This window comes from Streptomyces sp. NPDC053542, assembly GCF_044544685.1.
Taxonomy (GTDB): Bacteria; Actinomycetota; Actinomycetes; order Streptomycetales; family Streptomycetaceae; genus Streptomyces.
In genome coordinates this window covers 151,841-173,177 of the sequence record NZ_JBITXL010000013.1, presented here as the reverse complement: position 1 = coordinate 173,177, position 21,337 = coordinate 151,841, and the positions used below count along the sequence as shown (strand labels likewise).

Sequence of the window (21,337 nt, the reverse complement as noted above, 5' to 3'; positions counted from 1 at the left end):
GGTGGTCGGTCAAGGCAGGATCTCGACGTAGCCGTCGGTTCCGTGTACGCGGATCCGCTGGCCGTCCCGGATCAGGCGGGTGGCCTGGTCCACACCCACCACGGCCGGCAAGCCGTACTCGCGGGCAATCACCGCGCCATGGGTCATCAGACCGCCCACCTCCGTCACCAGACCCGCGATCCCGACGAACAGCGGCGACCAGCTGGGGTCCGTGAAGGTCGTGACCAGGATGTCGCCCGCTTCGAGATCGGCGTCCGCCATGTCGAGGATGACGCGGGCCCGTCCCTCGATGGTCCCGGCGGAAACCGGTAGGCCGACCAGTGCGCCGGCAGGCGCGTCGTCGCGCCGGTACGCCCCGGCGAGGGCCTCGCCGTCCGAGGTGAGCACCCGGGGCGGTGTGAGCGCGTGGTACGAGCGGAACGCGTCCTTGCGCTGCTGGATGAGCTGCTCATCCACCTGGTTCGAGGGGTTCAAAGGGGTCAAGTGGTCCGAGTGGTGCGAGCGCACGACGTCGTGGAGTTCCTGGAAGGTGAGGTAGAAGATGTCCTCCGGGTCGGAAAGCACGCCTGCCTGCGCGAGGCGTTCGGCCTCGCCCAGCAACGCCTGCTTGTAGACGAAGTAGCGGCTGATGATGTTGTACTTCGGGTACTCCCGGTACCCGATGAAGGTCCGGACGCGGTCGATCATCCGCTTGGTCTCGTCGGCCTTGCGGTCCCCGTCCGGCAGGGCCCGCAGGCGTGAGAGCACGTCCTGCTCCTTCTTCAGCGCTTTCTGGCGGCCTTGCTCGAAGCGTCGCTCGGCGGCGCCCGGCTCGAAGTTCCTGACGTTGTCGAGGATCACGGGTACGAGCGTGGTGGGGCGCTCGCGCCAGCGCGGTCTCGTGATGTCGATCTCGGCGACGCAGCGCATGCCGTACAGGTCGAGGTATGCCTCGATGGCGTCGCGCGCTTCCGTCCCGCCCGCGACCTTCGCCAGCTCGTCCAGGAAGTCCCCGTCCTCAACGCCCTCGAAGCCCTCAGCACTCTCGGCGCCGTCAACTCCCCCGACTCCCTCGGCGCCCTCGACTCCCCGCAGGAAGGCCACCACCTCCGGGTGCGGGCGGATCACATCCGCGACGTCCAGCAGCGCCAGCCCCATCTCCGAGGTGATGTTGTCAGGGGCGGACAGGGTGAGCGTGTCGGCCGCGTTCTTCTCTCCCAGCCACTCCTGCAGCTTGTCGTTGAGCCACCACGTGGCCTCCATCCCCGCCATGATCACCTTCATGCTCAACGGATCACCGAGGACGCGCTTGTGCTCCTCGAAGGCATCCAGCAGGAAGTCGAACAGTGCCGGTCCGCTCTTCGTGGCGATGTCGCGCTCCAGGGCGGCGAGGGACTCCTGGCTGCGCTCGATCAGCTCGGTGACGATGGCGGGATCGGTCTCGATCGGGGCGGGCGCGCCGCCCGGCGGGGGTCCGCTGGGTGCCGCGTCCGGGAGCGAAGGGACGAAGTCGCCGCGGTCGAGGACGGTCTCCAGCGCGTCTCTGGTCAGCGGATCGCCCTTCCCGATGACGTCGAGGAGGGCGGCGCGGCTCGCGGGCGAGGCCAGTCGCTCGGTGACCTCGACGAAGAGCCTGCCACCGGCCTCGTGCATCGGCACCATCGCCGTGAGCTGCCACAGGGACAGCCCCAGCGGCTTCATGGGATCGGTCATCATCTGCTGATGACCGACGGAGACGTAGACGTGGTTCGCCTCGTTGTCGGCCTCGGGGATGGGGAAGAGTGTGGTGATCGGCCGGCTCTGGACGATCCGGAAGGCACCGAAGCCGTCATCACCATCGTCGTCGGTCAGGCACCATTCGATGTCCTGCGGGCGGCCGAAGTGTGCTTCGATCCGTCGCCCGAGCTGTACGAGCTCCACGACCTGCGCATCCGTCAGCGCCGGCTGCTCCTGCCGCTGCGCATCGATCGCCACCTCCTGCGTACCGCCGGCCGGCAGGGCGCGAACGGCACGCTGTTTGGCGGCGATCGTCTTGGCGACGACTTCGCCGTCTCGCACCTTGAAGACGTCCGGGTTCACCAGACCCGAGACCAGGGCTTCACCGAGGCCGAAGCCGGCGTCCACGGTGGCGACCTTGCGATTGCCCGTGATCGGGTCGGCCGTGAACAGGATGCCGGACGCGTGCGGGAAGACCATCCGCTGCACGACCACGGCCATGTGGACCGTACGGTGGTCGATGCCGTTGCGCTGGCGGTAGGTCACGGCCCGCTCGGTGAACAGCGAGGCCCAGCACTGGCTGACGTGCTGGAGGATCGCCGTCGGTCCCACGACGTTCAGGTACGTGTCCTGCTGGCCGGCGAAGGAGGCCGTCGGCAGGTCCTCTGCCGTCGCACTGGATCGGACGGCGTACGCGGCTTCCTCGCCGAGCCGGGCCAGCGCGCCGGTGATCGCCGCCGCCAGATCATCAGGGATGACAACCTCTTCGATGGACCGGCGGATCCGCGCGCTGAGCGTGCGGATCGACTCCCGGTCCTCCCGGCCCTCCCGGCCCTCCCGGTCGTCAGGATTCACGCGCGACAGTTCATCGAGCCGGTCGTCGAGCGACGGCACTTCCGCCATGATTCGACGGAAGGCGTCCGTCGTCACGCAAAAGCCATCCGGCACGCGGATGCCTTCGATCCCCGACAGCTCGCCCAGGTGCGCGCCCTTGCCGCCAACGGCCGCGACCTGCCCCTCGTCAATCTCTTCAAGACCCAACACGTACTGCTCAGTCATTGCGATACCTCCCGATACCCCCAAGGCAGCCGTGCTGCGTTGCATTGCGGTGGCCGATCGAATCACCGGCGCCGCCTCCCACCCTGTCGAACCGCTGCCGGGTACGGCCGCATCTCCGGTGATCTTCCCCCTGACGAGTCAGCCGACCGTACCGCCCAGCCGGGCGGCGGCCCTCCATACGTCGACAACACACGCACCTCATACACACGCACTCGTGCCCCCCGTTTCCGCAGATTGTGACCTCGGCCGACGATTCTGCGCCCTGACCAGGGCCTTGCGGCAAGCCCCCCAGTGCGCTATAAGTTGAGAGTGGCAAGGAGAGAGTTCTCCTTGCCTTTGTTTTTTGCCGCGTGCAGCGCCTCCCGCCCCGGTCCCGCCCCGACGGCCCTCACGTTGCCTTCGCTTACATGGCCTCCGCGTATCGGCTGCTCTCGGTCGGTACGGAGTGGTGGGGGCGGTGGAATCAGGGGCGTCCCCAGAGCGCGGGAGCGCCCCGCCCCAGACTCCGTGTGCCACGCTGAAGTGGTAAATCGAGCGGTGAAGGAAGCGGTGAGGAAAGCGGGAAGTGAAGCAGTCCGTGGTGAAGAAGTCCGCGGTGAAGCAGCCCGCGGCATGCGGCTGATGACCATGAATGTGCTGGCACCGCAGTACGCCGACGGACCGAGTCGGCGGGCGGTCCTGGCGCAGGAGCTGCGGCGCCTGGGCCCGGATGTGCTCGCGCTCCAAGAAGTGACTCGCGGGGACGTGGAAGCCCTCCGCGAAGAGGGCTGGCATGTGGTTCCGCATCCGCGGTGGTCTGCCGACGGTGTGGGAGCCGTACTGGCTGCTCGCCGCCCTTTCGGGCACACCGCAACGGACACGCTCGAGGTGACCGAGCGGACGGCGCGTACCGACTGGTGCGGAGTCGTTGCCGCTGAGCTTCGGCTCCCCGAACCCCTCGGAACCGTTCTCGTCGTCCATCACAAGCCGAGTTGGCCCTATGACTACGAGCATGAACGGGAACTACAGGCCCTCGCCGCCGCCCGCCTCGCCGACCGGGCCGCCGCCGAGCGCCCCGTACGCCACACCGTCCTGCTCGGCGACCTCGACGCAACGCCTCAAGCGGCCAGCCTGCGGTTCCTGCAAGGACTGCAGTCGGCGGATGGTCTGAGTACCTGCTTTGAAGACGCCTGGTCGACCGTGCATCCCGACGACCCGGGTCCCACTTTCAGTCCCGACAACCCGCTCGTACGGCAAGGTGACATGCCCGAGGCGTCGGATCGCCGCATCGACTACATCATGCTCCGCTGCGGCGCGTACGGCCCCACCCTGCGTATCACCTCCTGCCGACGGGTCCTGGTGCAGCCGGCGAACGGCGTACAGGCGAGTGACCACTACGGCCTGGTCGCCGACCTGACGCTTCCCGGCCATCCCCCAGGCCGCTGGAAAGAACAGGGCTGAACGCCACGGATGCGCCACAGAGTGCCGCCAAGGCACGGCCAACGCACAGCCAACGCACAGCCAACGCACGGCTGAGGCAAGGGAGTTGGGCAAGAACACGAGAACTTCCCTCGAGCCGGAACACCGGCCGTCGGCGCCGCCACTGCCGCCGTTGACGGCGGGTCGGGGCGGTGGTGTGCTCGCAGTCCAGTCGCAACACCGCGGCCCTGGCCCGATTACGGCGAGGGGGGACCATGTATCAGGACAAGGCGAAGGCGCCCTCGTACGACCAACTCCGTCCGCTCAAGCCCGGCCGCGCGGAGGTGCAGGCGCGAGGGAGTTTTCCCGTCTATCCCGGCCTGGCGGAGCATCTGGCCACGGCCAAGGAGCACCCTGACGCTCCCGGCATCATCCCGCATGTGATGGCCACCTGCGCCGCGTACTCCTACGCCGGGTACGGGCTGCAGGCCGACGCCACGACCGTCGCCATGATCATGGAGCGGATGGGGCTGGAGCAGAACCGCTGCAGGGCGTTCGCGCAGCGGGTGGACGCGATGTTCATCGCCTCCGCGGCGTATCTGGTGCAGAGCCAGGACCGCCGGGTGGCGATCCTGTGCTACCGGGGCACCCAGCCGGAGGACATGATCAGTGTCCTGACCGACGCCGATGTCGCGCCGGAGAGGCTCTCCGTCGAGATCGGCGGTGCCACTCACATGGTCCACGCCGGCTTCTACCGCAATATGCGGGCGACCCGGCATGCGGTCATCACCGCCCTGAACCGGGCCGTGGAAGGGCAGTCCATCCTCCCCGAGGACGGCGACGACCGCGGCAATCCGCTGGAGCGTCTGTACATCACCGGGCACAGCCTGGGCGGTGCCATGGCGGCGCTGATGGCCGTCGTCCTGGTCAACGAACCGGACTACGAGAAGATCGCCGAGAAGCTGGAGGCGGTCTACACCTTCGGGCAACCGCTGCTCGGCGACCGGGGCTTCGCCCTGGCCTGCGAGCGCACGGTCGATGTCCGGGGCCGGCGCTTCCTGCGCGACCGACTGCTGCGGTACGTCTACTTCCGCGATGTCGTACCGCATCTCCCGCCCCGGCCGGTCGGTGAGTACGCGCCCTTCGGCCGTGAGTTCCGTTACGACCGGGCCCTGCGCCCGCTGGACCTCGCCTTCTCGCGGTTCGGGCAGGCCCTGGAGGACCTGGCCTCGGTGCCGAGCGACATGACCGAGCGGCTGGGCCGGCTGCTGGCGCAGTTGCAGGCCCCGCCGGTGCCCCCGCCTGGCACACCGCCGGGCGAGCCGCCATGGGGCACCCGGACGACTCAGTTGGCGTTCGACGTCCCGGCCTCGGCGGCACGCGGGCAGCTCCGCGATCTGGCGGCAGCACTGCCCCGGCGGACGGCCACGATGGTCAACGACCTGGTGACCGGCCTGCCGCAGCAGGCCCGCAGGCTGATCACCGCGGCGCCGACCCGGGCGATGAACCCGTTGCGGCCGCAGGAGCAGGGGTGGAAGGAACGGATGGGCGCGGAGCGATCGCACTCGGCGCAGAATCTCTCCGGTCTGGCCCTGGTGGCGCCGGTGGCGTTCTTCGCCGTGCGGCTCAACCTGACCCGTACGCTGCCCTTCACCTTCTCCTTCGACGACCATATGCCGACCCACTACATCTCGCGCCTGGCCCCGCCCGGCGTACTGAGCGAGTTCGGCGACGTGAGGTAGGAGATGCGAGGTAGGTGACGTGAGGTAGCCGGCGTGAGGGAGCCGGCGTGAGGGAGACAGGGGCAGTCGAGGTCGGCGTGGGGCGCCGGTGCGCTTCACAACGCCTCGGCTCCCCGCCTCACCGCCCTGCCCACCAGGCCAGTCCAGCGTTGCCCGCACAACCCCACGCAATCGCGAAACACCACAAACAGATCAAGAAGGATGAATAGTCCAAAAATGGTGGCGCGGCCCCGCAGGGCGGCCTGCAACGCTGAACGGCATGGCCGACCACAACGATCCCAACTGCGTGAACTCAATCTTCGCGGACATCGATCCCAGTCCGGCCGACCTCTACGACATGTTCGGCTTCCCGGGACCCGATCTCGCACACGAGACAGTCGTGTTGGCATCGACCTTCGCCAGCGTGCCGCAGGCCGGCGAGCTCGACCCCGACATGCTGTACCGGATGCTCGTCCACCCGCGCCGGCGGGCGGGCGGCTGGCCCAATGGGTTCGACCTCGAGGGCATGGTCCGCTACGTCGACGGCGTACGCGAGCGCCTCACCAGCCCACAACAGAACGGCGACATCCGCGCCTGGGTGGATGACCGGCAGACGGCGCATCTGACGCTGACCGGGTTCGTCGGCGGAGACATCTCCGAAACCGTCCCCACCAACACGGTCACCTCGATTCGCACGCCGGGCGGGGAACACATCCGGGTCTTCGTCGGCGGCCGGGACGACGCGTTCTTCAACGACCTCCCCGGTTTCTTCCGCTCCATCAACTACGCGCCGCAGTACTACCACGTCCCGCACGACTCGCCCGCCGAGCTGCGCGAGGTGCCGATTCCCAAAACGCTGCTGGAGCTGGAGGGCAATCACTACTTCAACTACGATCCGGCGCAGCCGAATTGGGGCCGCGGCGAGAAGCGCGACCTGCCCGCCGAACCGATGATCTGGACCGGTGACCGCTTCGCCAAGGACGCCGACGGCAACTACCGTCTGGTCTACAGCGGGCAGGACGCGCAGGCCGGCCAGAACGTCAACTGCGTGGTTCTGGAGATCCCCCTCGGCTATCTGACCCGCGATCCGGACGCAGACCGCGTGGTGGACGTGTGGGCGGAAAGCTGGGTGCGCAGGGCGGTGGGCAAGGTTCCGCTCCTGCCCGAGGAACCGCTGATGAGCGAGCAGCCCTGGGCATTCCTCAAGGAGGCGGAGCAGGACCCGCAGTTGCGCGAGTACAAGCGGGTGGACACCACGGCGCAGCCCTTCGCCGATGCCGCGCTCAACGAGCGGGAGGACAGCCGCCAGGTCGGCGGCAAGAACTTCATGCTGGCCCCGCACTTCATCAAGCGCCTGGCCCATCTCGGCTGGGGGTTCGGCCCGTCCATCACGGCGCTCGGCCTGCCCTCCGCCTTCGACCACGACGACGCACCGGTCTCGGTGCACAAGGTGTACCGCAGTGTGGCCAGCGCGTTTCCGCGAGCCCGCAAGGTGCTCTTCCAGGAACTGCGCATGCCGGACGACAACTGGAACCCCAAGGGGCTGGACATCCCGTTGCGGCGGCCGGTGGAAATCTTCATCCCGAACGTGTGCGCCATCGACATGGACACCACCGGGACCTGGCCGTTCGGCCGTCGGCTCGAAGACCAGGTGGCGACCCGGTTCCTGTCGATGTTCCTCGACATGGACGCCGACATCGCCGGCCGTCGTTGCCACGTCGAGAGCCTCAACATCCAGGCGCTGTGGGACTCCGCACCGGTGGTCCCCAAGACACCGCCGAACCCGCTTGCCAACGACAAGGAGTTCCTCGCCGACTTCCCGTACCTGGCTCCCCCGTGGTGACCGGCGTCGCCGACCTGGCAACGGTGGACCGGGACCGCATCGCACGCCTCGACACGCTGCTGGACACACTGCACGACGGCCAAGGCGCCGGCCTCACGCCCACCGAGGCCGCCGTGCGGACGGTGACACTGCGCTACCAGCGGGCGAACCTGTCCGGCCGGGACACCGATCTCCGGGCGGCCCAGGACGCCGCAGAGGAGGCGCTGCGCCAAGGGCTGGTCAGCGACAACCTGCTCACCGCCCTGGCCCGCATCCACCTCGACAACCACGATCTCAAAACCACTACTGAGCTACTGGACCGGTGCCGTTACGGGGCTGCCTCGGCGACCGTGCAGGGCATGCGCGCCGCCGTACTGCTGCAACAGGGCGACGCCGTGGCCGCCGCGCGGCTCCTGCGCACACTCCTCACCGACGAGCCCTCCTGGGAGCACCTCGCCGGGCTGGCCGCCGTCCACGACGAGCTCGATGACCTGCGGGCCGCCGAGAAGCTGTACCAGAGCGCCGCGCACGAGCTGGACGCCAAGCAGCTCTCGGCGCTGGCCTGGGTGGAGGTGCGCCGGGCACGGCTGGCGCGGCGCGCGGGCGACTCGGCAGGCGCCCGCGCGTACCTCCGTCGTGCACAGGACGCCTGGTTCGACTGGCGGGTCGCGGCCGAGTCCGCGCGGTACCGCCTGGAGGAAGGTGACCTTTCCGGCGCCGCGGCGCTCGCCGAGGCGCTCGTCTCCCACACGGGCCGGCCCGACCACGAGCACCTGCTGGCCGACGTCCACGCCGCCATGGGAGACCGCACGAGCGCCGCCCGGCACCGCGACGCCGCGCTGCGCGGCTATGCGGCGGCCGGCCGGCGCTGGCCCTGGCGCTACCTGCACCATCAGGCGGAGCTGCAGCTCACCGCGGGCACCCCGGCCGACCTGGGAGAGGCACTGCGGCTGGCCGAGGACGACCACCGCGCCCGCCCGCACCGCACCACCGGCCGGCTGCTCGTCACCGTGCTCACGGCCTGCGGACACACCGCACGCGCCAACCGGCTCGCCGCCGAGCTGGAGGAGGAGCGGAGGCGGGCGCTGGCGGCGCTGGACGGCTACTGAGGCCGGCCGATCCGCCCGGTGGGCGGCGGTGGGCCGACCATCGCCGCCCGTTGGAAGCCATGGGAAGCCATCGGAAGCCTGGGAAGCCATCAGGACCCGTTCTCGCCCTGTACAAGGCGAGCGGCGCCGCGCTCGAGGTCCGCGAGACAGCACGCAGTCGACATGCAGTCAACATGCAGTCGATATGCAGTCATCACACGGGCCGGCCGCCGGGGCATCCCCCGGCGGCCGAGGTCAGGACCGACCGCCTGTCACGGCGAGCCGCGCACGCCTTTCTCCGCGAAGAGACGTTCGATGCGTCGGACGGAGCGGCGCAGGTCCCGGCCGAAATACACGCCGCCGATGAGGCGCAGCAGCGGGTCGAAGAGCTTGCCCTTGGTCGTCGTGGGAACGCGATGAATGTGCAGGTCGATCCGTGTGCGCTGATCGCCTGCCTCGCCGGTCAGCCGGTACAGCCAGTAACTTCCGGTGCCGAAGGCGTTGCTGTCCACCACATCCAAACGCACTTCACTGGGCGACCAGGCGTAGCGGTAGCGCTGCCAGATTCCCCCCGCGTTGGTCCCCTCCGTGACATCGGCCCAGCCCTCGCCCTGGTCGTGCACCACCAGCTGTCCGGCGCTACTGTTGCCCCAGATCCTTGCCCTGCCCGGGCCGAAGTCGGTGAGGGCCTCGATGAAGGCTGCGGGCGGGAAATCGCCGGCGGCCGAGACTCGCACATCGCTCATGTGCTCCTCCTGGACCGTGTGGGCGCAGCCCGCGTCACCAGGCCGAGCCAACGGCTCCTCATGATGGCGACAGGCTCGCAGCGGGCCGGTCCCGCGTCAAGGCAAGGCATACGAAACCGCGCATGGTCGTCCGAGGGCACAGGCGGAAGGAGCGTCCACACCGTGGATCATGAGTACGTGAGCGCCACCCTGAAGGTCGCCGTGCCCGCCGCGAGGGTCTTCGCGGTGCTGGCGGACCCGACGGTCCATGCCGCGATCGATGGCACCGGCTGGGTACAGGAAGCCGCCGACCGGGCGCCGCTGACCGAGGTGGGGCAGGTCTTCCGGATGAACATGTACCACCCCGACCATCCCAACGGTGACTACCAGGTGGCCAACAAGGTCCACGTACTCGACCCACCGCGCGCGATCGGCTGGCTGACGGGGCAGGAGAAGGAGGACGGTCAGCTGGATTTCGGGGGCTGGCTCTGGCGTTACGACCTGACTCCGCTCGGGCCGTCCGAGACCGAGGTCACGCTCACCTACGACTGGTCGGCGGTGCCGCAGTACATCCGCGAGTACCTCCGGTTCCCACCGTTCGGCCCCGAGCATCTCACCAACTCACTGCGCCATCTGGCCGAACTTGTCTCCAGCGGGTGAGGTCAGGATTCACTTGCCTCCAGCGGGTGATGGCAGGGTTCACTTCTCTCCAGCAGGTGATGGCAGGGTTCAGTTGTCGTGCCCAGCGGGTCGGCGTTGCTTGGCGCGGTGGGCGAGCGCATCGAGGATGCGTTGCCACGCCGGCGATGCCTCGGAGATCTGGGCAGAGACCAGTTTCAGCAACCCCGGCTGCCCACCGTCGCGTTCGTGCGCGACCTCCCACGCGTCCAGGTCGTCGATGAGCCGGTCCAGGCGTGGATCGTGCGGATCCCAGTCGACTGCTTCATCACACGCGAGATACAGACGCGTCGTCTCGGGGTCGTCGAAGCCGGCGTTCTTGTCCCGTATCCGCTGCGGCATGGCCTGCGGGTCCAGTGCCTGCATCAGGATCCACGCGTCGCGCTCGAGCCGTACCCTGCGTTCGCTGACGCCGAGACCGCGCATCCGGTCCAGGATGGCGACCACCTCGGGCGGCAGGACGAGCCGTTCGCCGCCGGCCAGTTCGGCGATCCGGCGGCGGTACTCGGTGAGTTGGTCGATCTTGCGCTGCAATGCGGCGTCGATGTCGGTGATGGCCGCGGCGAATTCGGTCGGCTGTGCATGCAGCAGCGCGTCGATACGGGCCAGTGGCACCCCGGCATCGGCGAGGGTCCTGATCCGGATGAGGTCCACCGCCGCTTGCGCGCCGTAGCGGCGGTAGCCGGAGGCATCGCGCGCGGGCTCGGGCAACAGGCCGACGTGGTGATAGTGGCGAACGGTGCGCACGGTCACGCCGGCGGTTGCCGCGAGCTGGCTGATCGTGAGCACCGGTCCCCTAGGGTCTTCGTACAACGTGGTCTCACCAAGTCGAGTCTAATCGGGGGCGCGTCTGGTCCGGGGGACGGCTGGTCAGGGGCGCGTCTGATCCGGGGCACGGCTGATCCGGGGCACGGCTGATCCGGGCCACGGCTGATCAGCGGGACGGCTGATCAGGGGCGCGTTCGGTCGACGACATCACGGACCGCCTGGACCACGGCATCGGGGCGGTCGAAGCAGAGCCGGTGGTGCACCGTGTCGGAGAGGACGCGTTGTTCCCCGTACGAGACCGCGCTCACCAGAGCCGCGTCCATCCTCCTATGGCCGTCAGACATCTCTCGCAACGTCCGCTCCGACGTCATCGCCTGCTGGGCCGGGGCGGTGCCCACCACGGTGAGAGCAACCAGCGGTACGTCGGGGATGTCCGGCCCGGCGCGCAGTTCGGTGGCCAGTGCGGCCAGCTCGGTGCGCTCGGCGATGCCGGCGTCGGTCCATTCGTCACTCGTCTTGGCCTCGAGCAGCGCCTGCCGCATGGGCGCCGGGTAGTCCGCGAGCAGCTCGGCGTACATCTCGCGCAGGGCCGGACGCAGCTGTTCCAGCTGCTCCCGATCGGGTGCCATCTGCTCCACCGCGGTCAGAGACATCGCGGGCGGCATGAAGTGGTCCCAGTCGCGGTGGAAGGCGTCCAGCCAGACCAGGCCGGCGACGTCCTGCGGGTACAGCTGCGCGAACCGATGGGCGTAGAAGCCGCCGAGCGAGTGCGGCACCAGGACGTACGGTGCGGCGATGTCCTGGGCGCGCAGCAGCTCGCGCAGCTCCGTGGCGACCGCCGCGGCAGTGCGCGGCAGCGGGAGGGCGTCGCTGTAGCCCGTACCCCCGCGGTCGTACACCACGGCGGTGGTGAACTGCGAAACCTTCTGCTGGACACCAAAATAATCCAGGCCGACCGCGCCGGCGCCCGGCAGGAACACCACGGCCGGCCCGCCGCTGCCCGACCGATGCACGAAAACGCGGCGGCCGTCGATCTCCTCGAACCCGCCGACCGGCGGCACGAGCCGAACCGAGGAAGTGCTGTTGTCCGTCGTCATGCGGCAAGGCTCCAACCCTGACGCAGGGGCAAGGTCAATCCCGTCCGCCGCGACCCGGCCACGGCCCGGCGTCCCTTCCGTGACCCACACGCCGCGAGACGGTTCACCCGGTCCCAGTACCGCTCCCGATCCCGGCCCCCGTACCGCTCCCGATCCCGGCCCCGGTGCCCTCCAAGAAATCCAGAAAAAAGTCGGGCGGCGATGTCGAGATCCCGCGTCCGGCTCCGTCCCCGAGGTGAAAGCGACCACAATGGGCCGCACGAGCATCGAGGAGAACACGATGGCCAAGTACCTGCTGCTGAAGCACTACCGCGGCGCCCCGGCTCCGGTCAACGACGTGCCGATGGACAAGTGGACGCCGGAAGAGATCTCGGCCCACATCCAGTACATGAACGACTTCGCGGCCCGGCTGGAGAAGACCGGCGAATTCGTCGACGGCCAGGCGCTGGCCCCCGAGGGAGCGTGGGTCCAGTACGGCGGTGAGGGGCGCCCGCCGGTCACCGACGGCCCCTTCGCCGAGACCAAGGACCTCATCGCCGGCTGGATGATCATCGACGTCGACAGCTACGACCGCGCCGTCGAACTGGCCGGGGAACTCTCCGCCGCCCCCGGGGCCGGCGGCAAGCCGATCCACGAGTGGCTGGAGGTCCGCCCGTTCCTGACCGCCCCGCCCACCATCACGGAGTGACCTCTCAGGTGTCTCACTCGCCCGAGGCGGCTCCGATGGATGAAGCCCTGCTCAGGAGCCTCACGCCCAGTGTGCTCACCGTCCTCGTCCGCCGCGGAGCCGACTTCGCGGCGGCCGAGGACGCCGTGCAGGACGCGCTGGTCGAGGCGCTGCGCGTCTGGCCGGCCGACCCTCCGCGCGACGCGAAGGGCTGGCTGATCACCGTCGCCTGGCGCAAGTTCCTCGACCAGGCCCGCTCGGAAGCCGCCCGCCGACGGCGCGAGGACCTCCTCGAGGAGGAACCGGCGCCCGGGCCCGCGCCCGCGGTGGACGACACGCTCCAGCTGTACTTCCTGTGCGCCCACCCATCGCTGACCCCGGCGTCCGCCGTCGCGCTCACCCTGCGCGCCGTCGGCGGGCTCACCACCCGCCAGATCGCCCAGGCATACCTGGTGCCCGAGGCGACCATGGCGCAGCGCATCAGCCGTGCCAAGCGCACCGTCTCCGGCGTCCGCTTCGATCAGCCCGGCGACGTCGCCACCGTGCTGCGCGTCCTCTACCTGGTCTTCAACGAGGGGTACTCCGGTGACGTCGACCTCGCCGCCGAGGCCATCCGGCTCACCCGGCAGCTCGCGGCCGCGATCGACCACCCCGAGGTGGCGGGGCTGCTCGCCCTCATGCTGCTCCACCACGCCCGGCGCGCCGCCCGGACCGCGCCCGACGGCAGCCTGGTACCGCTCGCCGAGCAGGACCGGGGCCGGTGGGACACGGCGTTGATCGCCGAGGGCGTCGGCATCCTCCAGGCGGCCCTCGCCCGCGACCGGCTGGGCGAATTCCAGGCCCAGGCCGCCATCGCGGCACTCCACGCGGACGCACCCACCGCCGAGGAGACCGACTGGGTGCAGATCGTCGAGTGGTACGACGAACTCACGCGCCTGACCGACAGCCCCGTCGTCCGGCTCAACCGCGCGGTGGCCGTCGGCGAGGCCGACGGCCCGCGCGCCGGCCTGGCAGCGCTCGCGACGGTGGACGACTCCCTCCCCCGCCATACCGCGGTGGCGGCCTACCTCCACGAACGCGACGGCGACCTGTCCACGGCGGCACAGCTCTACGCCGAGGCGGCCCACAAGGCCCCCAACCTCGCCGAACGCGACCACCTGACCCGCCAGGCCGCCCGCCTCAACGCCCGCCGGCGCCACTGACGGACCACGCCCGGACTTTCCCACGGCACTGGACGCGCCCCGTGGCCAGAACGGTCGCTGACCTAAGCGAACCACTCCCCCGGAGCTACGCCCGCAGCACCCGCACGCCTGCCGAGGTCAGGTCGGTCGCCAGCTGCTTGTGCCGGGGCGTGCGGAGCTCGATGGTCTCCCCCGCGTGCAGATGCAGGTCCAGTGAGCCGTCGCCGAGCCAGGGCGCCTGCGTGGAGTACACCGCGCCGAGGATGTCGGTCAGGGCAATGTCCAGGGCTTCACCTGCCGGGCCGCGCAGGTGCATGGCCGAGGCAGTGAGCGCTGCGGCGCCGGCGCGGGCGGGACCGCGGTCCCAGGTGGCCGGTTCCGTGTCATGGGAATCGTCCTCGTTGAGGCCGAAGTGCACTGCGCAGGGGACGGATCCGGCAGGGAGGGCAGCCGCTGCGGTGTGGAACGCCGCGTGCAGGGCTCGGCGTTCGCGCAGGCGCCCCACCAGGAAGAACGGCAGCAGCAGGAGGAAGACGCCCAGCGCCCCGGCGACGATGACGCCGAGATTGGCCGCGGTGCGCGGGCGGGCGATGCAGATCCCGCCGAGGATGACGACGGTCGGGGCGACCATGCACGCCGCGATGAGGACGCGGTAGGGCTTAGTCACAGCCCCCGTGTCGGTCGGCGGGGCGGTGAGACGCTCGCGGAAGATCCTGCGGTTGCGTTCCGTGGCCTGTACGGACTGCCGCTCGCCGGCCCAGCGGTAGCGCCGGCCGTACTTCGCCGCGACCTGCCAGGCCAGCGCTCCAGTGGTGAACAGAGCAGCAGCCCCCGTGACCGGGATTACGGAGACCGCGTCCGCGTTCGTCAGGACGACCAGCAGGCAGATCGCGCAGACGAGGACCGCGATGCCGCCGAGGTTGCCACGCAGGTGCAGGCCCTGGTTCCGGACATAGCGGTCGCGAACCGGAGGGTGTTGATCCGCCGGTTCGAGCTCGGCCGGGATGTCGCCGGGCGGCAGCGCACGAGCTGCGCGGGTGCGCTCCAGCACGTACCAGGCCCGGATGCGCTGCCACCGCAGCCGGTCCCGCGACCGGATGGACCGCAACCCCAGCAGCGCGGCGCCCGCGGCCACGACCGTCGCGGCGAAGGTGATCAAGTCGGTGCTCATGCGCTCGCCGCCATGGCCGTCGGCGCCCGCCTGCACCGCGTCCGTCGCACTGCCCGCGGCGAGCGCGACGGCGGCCACCAACAGCCCCGCGCAGCCCAGAAAGTACAGTGCGCGCAGCCGGGAAAAGTCCTCGCGAACCAGCGAGTTGAGGGCCTGTGCCCGTTCCCGCAACAGGGCGGCCCGGTCGGGATACGCCTGGACGGGGTCCGGCCCCGGATACGGCTCGCCCCGCCGTTGGCGGGCCGCCGCGAGGTCGGTGCGGCTGTCCGCGATGGTCATGCGGTACTCCTTCATGTGTTGCTGCGTATACGCCGCGCCCGTGCCGCCCACTGTCGGCCACCCCGAAGACGGACCGCCCACCAGTCACCGGAACGCCGGCACGCCGACACGGCCGATGAACACCGCAGGCACACCGACGCGTTCGCCGCGCCTTCCGGGCCGGACGGCAACCGTTCGTCGATACGGTCGAAGCTCAGAGGTTAATCGCTCGGCAGGAGGCCAACGCGCCAGGCCGGATCACCGTGCCTCAGCCCCACCGCGACGCTCGCCTGCCCTACGGATCGGCGATGACGGCAGCCGGGCAGGGGCAGCTTGCCGCGTTGCCTCGGACGTCGATGGCTGGAGAGGCGCCTGCAGGCGGTCGTGCAGGTCGGTGACTCCGGCCGCCGGCCTGGCCGTCACGTCGTATCCAGGTGGCGCAGCCGGTCCCGGGCGGTGCAGCGCAGGCGTGCGGCCGGAACGCGATCCGACACGTTGAGGGCGCGCTGTGCGGGTGGGCCGTCGCCGAGCCCGACGACGGCCCACCGGCATTGTCAGTCAGCCCAGTAGTCCTTGAGCATTTCGCTCGGCCAGGCGGGCTCACGGATCGCGCCGCGTGGGCCCATCTCCTTGAAGTAGGGCGAGAGGTCGTAGACGGGAGTGCCGTCGACAGCGTCAAGGTCGCGCACGTGCAGGTCCAGGCCGTCAACCTTGAGGAGGCGGGGGAAGGACTGCGCGAGTTGGTTGGGGCGGCGGTGGTTGCGGTGCACGAAGGTACCGGTGGCAGGCCAAGCGGCGTTGTTTCGTGGGCTGCGGGCGTGCAGGGCGACGTCGTCCGGGGACGCCTCGCTGAAATGCCAGACGACCACAAGATGGGAGAACTCTTCGAGTCCTTGGACGACCTCCGGCGGGAAGTCACTGTTCAGGCGGATGATCGCAGTCTCGTTCCAGCTGTCGTCAGTGACCTCACTGCGGCCGCCCACGACGACGCCGATGGGTTTGATCTCCAGCGACTGTGCCATGCGTATCCCCTCATCCCTCGTCGATGCGGCGATCAATCTACTGGGGCGAAATACGAGCCGGCCCGCGCGCCCAGGTCGTTGATGAACGTGACACCGCTGCGACGCGGTACGGCGAGAGCAGGCGGCGCATCCCCACCACGGCCTGCCGCAGTCCCTCAGCGTGCACGCCGTCTCACGCGCGAGCGCCGCCTGGAGAAGAAGAACGTACGGTGGTGCAGCGACCGACGGCTGGCGCCCGGTCCTGGCGGCGGGGGCGACGGGCTGCCCGACACGTCGATCTCTCTGCCCTGGTGTACCAGGAGTTGGAGCCCTTGCCGCAGCGCCTGCCGCCGCGCATGGTCATCCGTGCCTGGCGCCGGCCGACGGGCACCCGCGCCGCTGAGCGACGCCCGCGGTCTGAGGCAAGCGCGACTCTTCGCCCGTCAGTGGTATCACCGTTTCCCGACAACGTGGCGATGCAGCCGTGCACAGCTCCACGTGCCTATCATGACGGTCAGCGCGGTCAGGCCGGCGATCACCCCCCCCCCGGTACGAGTCGGAGTCCAGGTCCGCTTCGCTCTTCTCCACCGGATCGGCTACCTCCTCGGGGTCGTACAGCACGCGCATTTTGTCGCCTGGTTCCACCCAGTCCGCGTCGCAGCCGTCTCCCTGCGACAGCCGCGGAGAAATTTCCCAGCCGTCGCTGGCGACGAGCGTGCACTTGTCGGTCTTGCGGTCAGCGACGTCATCCACGACGGCCTCGGTCCACCGGCCCCGCATCTCCAGCGCCCGCTCCTCGCCGGCTGCGTGGGTGATGCCCGCCAGCCCGACGGCGGAGAGGAAAACAGCGGCGAGCGCGAGGACAGTCAGTGGCGGCGTCTTGTGGGAGAAGCTGCGGCGGGGCACGAGCAACGGCACCAGAATGAGCGCCAGGGGCACGAGCAGACCGGTGAGAGAGGCCACTACGCTCAGCGCGCCCGGCAGCGGCACCACCGGCGCGAACCACATCAGGCTCACCGACACCGCCACGCACGCGCCATTGAACAGCAGCCAGAGCAGGTCCGTACGGAATCGAGCAGGAGCACTCTTGGCCGTCCGGGCCGTCCGGTCGGCTCTTGCCGCTCGTCCGTCTCCGCCCTTGCCCGGCGTCATGCGCGCACCGCCCTCCCAGCTCGGCGCCGGTGCAGCAGGTGCCGCTGTATGCCGACCACGCAGCGGCAGATCAGGCAGGCGGCCCCCGCACTGCCCACGGCGATGGTCCAGGCGAGGGCGGAGGGGTTTTCATTGGGCTCAGTGTTGAAATAGAGCCACAGCGCCAGCTCCCACAGCACAGCGCTTGCGGCGGCCAGCACCGCACCGATGAGCTGCAGTCGGCGGCTGCGCCCGGTGGACTTGTCTGCCAGCGGCGACAGCGGTGGCCACCACATCCGGACGAACCACACTCCGCACGCGGCGAAGGCCGCGCCGAGGGCAGTGAAGCCACTGAGCGGCTGACTGATCATGAGGCCGACACCGGATGGGAGGCACATGAGCGCGCCCCAAAACATCATCGCCCGTACTTGCCCTTCGCTCAGCATGCTCGGTGGTATCCACACCACGGTCATTCCCCCTACGTGAGGCACGAGATCCGGTGGCCTCGCCAACGCTGTCCTACAGATGATCAAGTAGCAGTCTCCCTCACCGGTTCGCCCGCCCGGGCTCCGAGGGGCGAACTGTCCGTCATTTCCCGGCGACAAGCACACTGCCGCCCAGGCTCACCCCAGCCCGATCCGCTCAGGGGCGACGCGAGTCGCCCCGGGGATGCACCAGTGGAGCCGGGCAAGCGGGCAGGCAGGGTCGTCCCGGGGCCGTCAGTTCACCCCTGCCGGCGAGAAGCTGAGCAGGAGCAGCGCGATCCCCGTACCGATCCCGACGGCGAGCACCAGGACCGTCCAGAACAGGGTCTTGGCTGCCATCCCGAGGCAGGAGCCGAGGAGGTACTCCTCCGGCCGCAGGCGCTTCCTGGCCCCGCGGGGTACGCGGACGCCGCTTGAGGGCTACGGCACGGCTCGCGCTATCGCCTTGTCGATGGAGGTATCGGCGCCCAGACGGGGCTCCTGTACGGCGAGACGGACGCCGTGCTCATCGGTGAGCAGGAGCGCGGCCAGCCATACCTGCCCGAGCACTTCAACGAGTACGCGGACAACCGGTGGTGCGGAGTGCTCCCTTGCGCGCTCAGACGGTCCGGGCCGGCGGCGACCCTCACGGACCACCACAGGCACGCGGTGGGAGCGTCGGGACTTGACTCGCGCCGGTCGGCGCAGCCCAGCGACCGCCCGGCAGGCACAGGTCATCGCGAACCCATAAGTAGCCGTGTCAGAACCACTCATCAGTGGCGAACCGTTACGCGTGGGCGAATCCGAACCCGGTATGAATCCGGTTGCGGCGATGCCGGCGGTCCCGGTGGGGTACCGCCATGAGCGGTGCCACGAAGCGAGAGCAACGGGTGGGGGCGGGTCAGGACCGTAGGAGCACTGGACCGTCGGCTCCATGGCGCCGATGGGCGGTGCTCCTGGCTCTGATGCTGGCCGCCTTCACCTTCAACACCGCAGAGAACCTGCCGGTCGGCCTCCTAGAACTGATCTCCGAGGACATAGCGGTGTCCGTGTCCGCGGTCGGTCTTCTGGTCACCGGTTACGGCGTGACGGTGGCCGTGGCATCTCTGCCGCTCGCCCGCGTCACACAGTCGCTGCCCCGGCGTCATGTGCTCACCGGCCTGCTGGCCGCACTCGTCGTCTCCAGTCTCGTCGCGGCACTGTCTCCCTCTTATCCCCTGCTTCTTGGGGCGCGGCTGCTGACCGCGCTGGCGCAGGCTCTGTTCTGGGCCGTGATGGGTCCGGTGGCGGTCGGACTGTTCGCACCCGAGGTCCGGGGGCGTGTGGTGGGGGCACTGTCCGTCGCCGGGTCGCTCGCCCTCGTGCTCGGTGTGCCCGCCGGGACCTGGCTGGGCCGGCAGAGCGCCTGGCAGGTACCTATCGCCCTGCTGGCGGGCCTGGGGATCGTCTCCCTCGTGACGATCGCCGCTCTCCTGCCGACCACACGCCCGGAAGAGGCACGCGCCGCCTACGGGACCGCTCCCGACGCTCGCCGGTTCGCCACCGTGCTCGTGGCCGGTGCCCTGTCCGCCACCGGGGCATTCACAGGATTCACCTACCTCGTGAAGTTTCTGGGCGACGTGAGCGGGTTCTCCCCGGACACGGTCAACGCCCTGCTCGTGGCTTTCGGACTCCCCTGTCTGGCCGGAGTGGCCCTCACCGGGGCACTGCTCGACCGCTTTCCGCACGCGACCCTGGCCACAGCCGTGGCTGCGCAGGCTGGGAGCCTGCTCGGCCTGTACGCGGCCGGCACCGACCCGGTGGCAGCGGTGGTGTTCCTGGTGCTGATGGGCGGCGCACTCGGACCGGTGTTCATGGCCACCCAGAACGAGATGCTGCACTGTGCACCAGGCCGTACGGACATCGCCCTCGCGGCGAACTCCGCCTCCTACAACGCTGGTATCGCAGCCGGCGCCGCGCTCGGGGGACTGCTCCTCGCACTAGTCGACGTACGGGCCGCTTTCCTCGCCGGCGGGCTGCTCACCACCACGGCCTGTGCGGTGCTGTTCAGCGGGCGGCATCGCCCCCGGCCGTGACGGCAACGGAGTGGGGAAGAAGACGAAGCCGTGGACGCCGGATTCGGCTTCGCCGCCGATCTCGGCCTGGCCGCGGCAGCAGGAAGACCTCGGGCGACGCCGGCCAACCGAATTGGGTGGAGGGGCCCTGATGCGTCGCGCTCCCGGTGCTGCCCCGGCGCGCCTCGTTCAAGATCGATTGTCAGTGGTGGGTGAGAGGCTAGGAGCATCCAGTGGGAAGAGGGGGAGCAGTCATGTCCGGTACCCAGAACTACATCAACCACGTTGCTCTGGTCTTGGATGCCAGTTCGTCCATGTCACACCTGAGCCGCAAGGTCGTCGAGGTCGCTGACCAGCAGATTGCCTATCTGGCCCGGCGTTCGAAGGAGTTGGACCAGGAGACCCGCGTCACGGTGTACGTCTTCGCCGACAAGGTGGAGTGCGTCATCTACGACAAGGACGTGCTGCGGATGCCGTCGCTGAAGCAGTTGTACCGGGTCGGTGGGATGACGGCTCTGCTGGCGGCCACGCTGAAGTCGCAGCGGGAGCTGGCGCAGACGGCTCAACTGTACGGAGACCACAGCTTCCTGACGTTCGTGCTGACCGACGGCCAGGAGAACGCAAGCCACCGCTGCCCGGACGCCCCTGCCACCAATCCGCGGGAGCTGGTGCAGGCCGTGGCCACGATGAGCCAGACGCAGGAGGACAACTGGACGCTGGCCGTCCTCGTGCCCGACCAGATGGGCAAGCGCGAGGCCATGCAGTGCGGTTTCCCGAAGGACAACATCGCCATCTGGGACGCCACGAGCACCCAGGGCCTGGAGGAGGCCGGGCAGGTCATCCAGCAGGCCACCGAGAACTTCATGGTGGGTCGCGCCCAGGGCATCCGCGGATCGCGAGCGGTGTTCTCCACGGGTGCGGACGCGGTCAACAAGGACACCATCAAGGCAGCCGGCCTCACTCCGGTGAAGCCGTCGGAGTACCAGCTGATCCCGGTGGCCCGCGCGGCGGCGATACGCGAGTGGGTCATCGAATGCGGGCACACTTACCGCACCGGTTGTGCGTTCTACCAGCTGAGCAAGTCGGAGAAGGTCCAGGCACGGAAGCAGATCGCGGTGCTGGAGAAGAAGACGGACCGGGTGTACACGGGGCCGCAGGCCCGAGCTCTGCTCGGCCTGCCGGATGCGGAAGTCCGCGTCAAGCCGGACCACAACGACGACTTCACGATCTTCGTGCAGAGCACCAGCGTGAATCGGAAGCTGGTACCGAACACGCGGTTGCTGCTGATGATCTGACGTGGCGTAACCAGCCCCGCTGAGCTGACGTCTCACAACCAGCCCCGCCGGTCCTGCCGGCGGG

Annotated in this window: 18 protein-coding genes; 9 read left to right on the top strand and 9 right to left on the bottom strand. The window is 69.5% G+C overall.

Features of this window, described 5'->3' with window-relative positions; genetic code table 11:
- Positions 1–9: 9 nt before the first annotated feature.
- Positions 10–2,754: a rifamycin-inactivating phosphotransferase gene (rph, locus tag ACIGXO_RS31455; RefSeq protein WP_399793652.1), complete on the bottom strand. Its 2,745-nt coding sequence runs from the start codon at positions 2,752–2,754 to the stop codon at positions 10–12.
- Positions 2,755–3,366: 612 nt separating this feature from the next.
- Between rph and ACIGXO_RS31450 the strand changes: the two genes are divergently transcribed.
- The 4 genes from ACIGXO_RS31450 to ACIGXO_RS31435 all read left to right on the top strand — a co-directional run bounded on the left by ACIGXO_RS31450 (position 3,367) and on the right by ACIGXO_RS31435 (position 8,804).
- A complete protein-coding gene (locus ACIGXO_RS31450) occupies positions 3,367–4,194 on the top strand; it encodes an endonuclease/exonuclease/phosphatase family protein (RefSeq protein ID WP_399793650.1) in 828 nt (275 codons plus the stop codon).
- Between the two features lie 233 nt (positions 4,195–4,427).
- Entirely contained in the window at positions 4,428–5,894 is a 1,467-nt protein-coding gene (locus ACIGXO_RS31445; protein WP_399793648.1) for a lipase family protein, read from the top strand.
- A gap of 259 nt (positions 5,895–6,153) precedes the next feature.
- Entirely contained in the window at positions 6,154–7,716 is a 1,563-nt protein-coding gene (locus ACIGXO_RS31440) for a DUF4331 family protein (RefSeq protein ID WP_399793646.1), read from the top strand.
- A complete protein-coding gene (locus ACIGXO_RS31435; RefSeq protein ID WP_399793644.1) occupies positions 7,710–8,804 on the top strand; it encodes a tetratricopeptide repeat protein in 1,095 nt (364 codons plus the stop codon). Before ACIGXO_RS31440 ends, ACIGXO_RS31435 begins: the two co-directional genes overlap by 7 nt.
- A 251-nt stretch (positions 8,805–9,055) precedes the next feature.
- Here the strand turns inward: ACIGXO_RS31435 and ACIGXO_RS31430 are convergent, their stop codons facing one another.
- Positions 9,056–9,529 (bottom strand): hypothetical protein, encoded by a 474-nt coding sequence (locus tag ACIGXO_RS31430; protein ID WP_399793642.1) that lies wholly within the window; start codon positions 9,527–9,529, stop codon positions 9,056–9,058.
- A gap of 162 nt (positions 9,530–9,691) precedes the next feature.
- Here ACIGXO_RS31430 and ACIGXO_RS31425 point away from each other — a divergent pair, with 162 nt between their 5' ends.
- The gene (locus tag ACIGXO_RS31425; RefSeq protein WP_399793640.1) at positions 9,692–10,168 is read left to right on the top strand and encodes an SRPBCC domain-containing protein; all 477 of its coding nucleotides are present in this window, start codon (positions 9,692–9,694) and stop codon (positions 10,166–10,168) included.
- Positions 10,169–10,237: 69 nt separating this feature from the next.
- On the opposite strand, the gene ACIGXO_RS31420 is transcribed toward ACIGXO_RS31425, so the two are convergent.
- Positions 10,238–10,975 (bottom strand): MerR family transcriptional regulator, encoded by a 738-nt coding sequence (locus ACIGXO_RS31420; RefSeq protein WP_399793637.1) that lies wholly within the window; start codon positions 10,973–10,975, stop codon positions 10,238–10,240.
- 161 nt (positions 10,976–11,136) lie between these two features.
- On the bottom strand, positions 11,137–12,051 hold the full coding sequence (locus ACIGXO_RS31415; protein ID WP_399793635.1) for an alpha/beta fold hydrolase: 915 nt from the start codon (positions 12,049–12,051) through the stop codon (positions 11,137–11,139).
- Between the two features lie 280 nt (positions 12,052–12,331).
- Between ACIGXO_RS31415 and ACIGXO_RS31410 the strand changes: the two genes are divergently transcribed.
- Together ACIGXO_RS31410 and ACIGXO_RS31405 are read left to right on the top strand one after the other, a co-directional pair.
- The gene (locus ACIGXO_RS31410; RefSeq protein WP_399793744.1) at positions 12,332–12,739 is read left to right on the top strand and encodes a YciI family protein; all 408 of its coding nucleotides are present in this window, start codon (positions 12,332–12,334) and stop codon (positions 12,737–12,739) included.
- 35 nt (positions 12,740–12,774) lie between these two features.
- On the top strand, positions 12,775–13,920 hold the full coding sequence (locus ACIGXO_RS31405; protein WP_399793633.1) for an RNA polymerase sigma factor: 1,146 nt from the start codon (positions 12,775–12,777) through the stop codon (positions 13,918–13,920).
- Between the two features lie 85 nt (positions 13,921–14,005).
- Here the strand turns inward: ACIGXO_RS31405 and ACIGXO_RS31400 are convergent, their stop codons facing one another.
- The 5 genes from ACIGXO_RS31400 to ACIGXO_RS31380 all read right to left on the bottom strand — a co-directional run bounded on the left by ACIGXO_RS31400 (position 14,006) and on the right by ACIGXO_RS31380 (position 18,494).
- Entirely contained in the window at positions 14,006–15,349 is a 1,344-nt protein-coding gene (locus ACIGXO_RS31400; protein WP_399793631.1) for a hypothetical protein, read from the bottom strand.
- Positions 15,350–15,882: 533 nt separating this feature from the next.
- Positions 15,883–16,350, bottom strand: a complete 468-nt coding sequence (locus ACIGXO_RS31395) for an SAM-dependent methyltransferase (protein ID WP_399793629.1) — start codon at positions 16,348–16,350, stop codon at positions 15,883–15,885.
- Between the two features lie 339 nt (positions 16,351–16,689).
- Positions 16,690–17,481 (bottom strand): hypothetical protein, encoded by a 792-nt coding sequence (locus tag ACIGXO_RS31390; RefSeq protein WP_399793627.1) that lies wholly within the window; start codon positions 17,479–17,481, stop codon positions 16,690–16,692.
- Positions 17,478–17,906 carry a hypothetical protein gene (locus ACIGXO_RS31385; protein WP_399793625.1) on the bottom strand — a complete coding sequence of 143 codons (429 nt, stop codon included), beginning with the start codon at positions 17,904–17,906 and terminating at the stop codon, positions 17,478–17,480. The genes ACIGXO_RS31390 and ACIGXO_RS31385 overlap by 4 nt, the downstream gene beginning before the upstream one ends.
- A gap of 459 nt (positions 17,907–18,365) precedes the next feature.
- Positions 18,366–18,494 (bottom strand): hypothetical protein, encoded by a 129-nt coding sequence (locus ACIGXO_RS31380; RefSeq protein ID WP_399793623.1) that lies wholly within the window; start codon positions 18,492–18,494, stop codon positions 18,366–18,368.
- A 395-nt stretch (positions 18,495–18,889) separates the two neighbouring features.
- Between ACIGXO_RS31380 and ACIGXO_RS31375 the strand changes: the two genes are divergently transcribed.
- Complete coding sequence (locus tag ACIGXO_RS31375; RefSeq protein WP_399793742.1) at positions 18,890–19,999, top strand: MFS transporter; 1,110 nt, start codon at positions 18,890–18,892, stop codon at positions 19,997–19,999.
- Between the two features lie 233 nt (positions 20,000–20,232).
- Entirely contained in the window at positions 20,233–21,273 is a 1,041-nt protein-coding gene (locus ACIGXO_RS31370; protein ID WP_399793622.1) for a vWA domain-containing protein, read from the top strand.
- Positions 21,274–21,337: the final 64 nt, after the last annotated feature.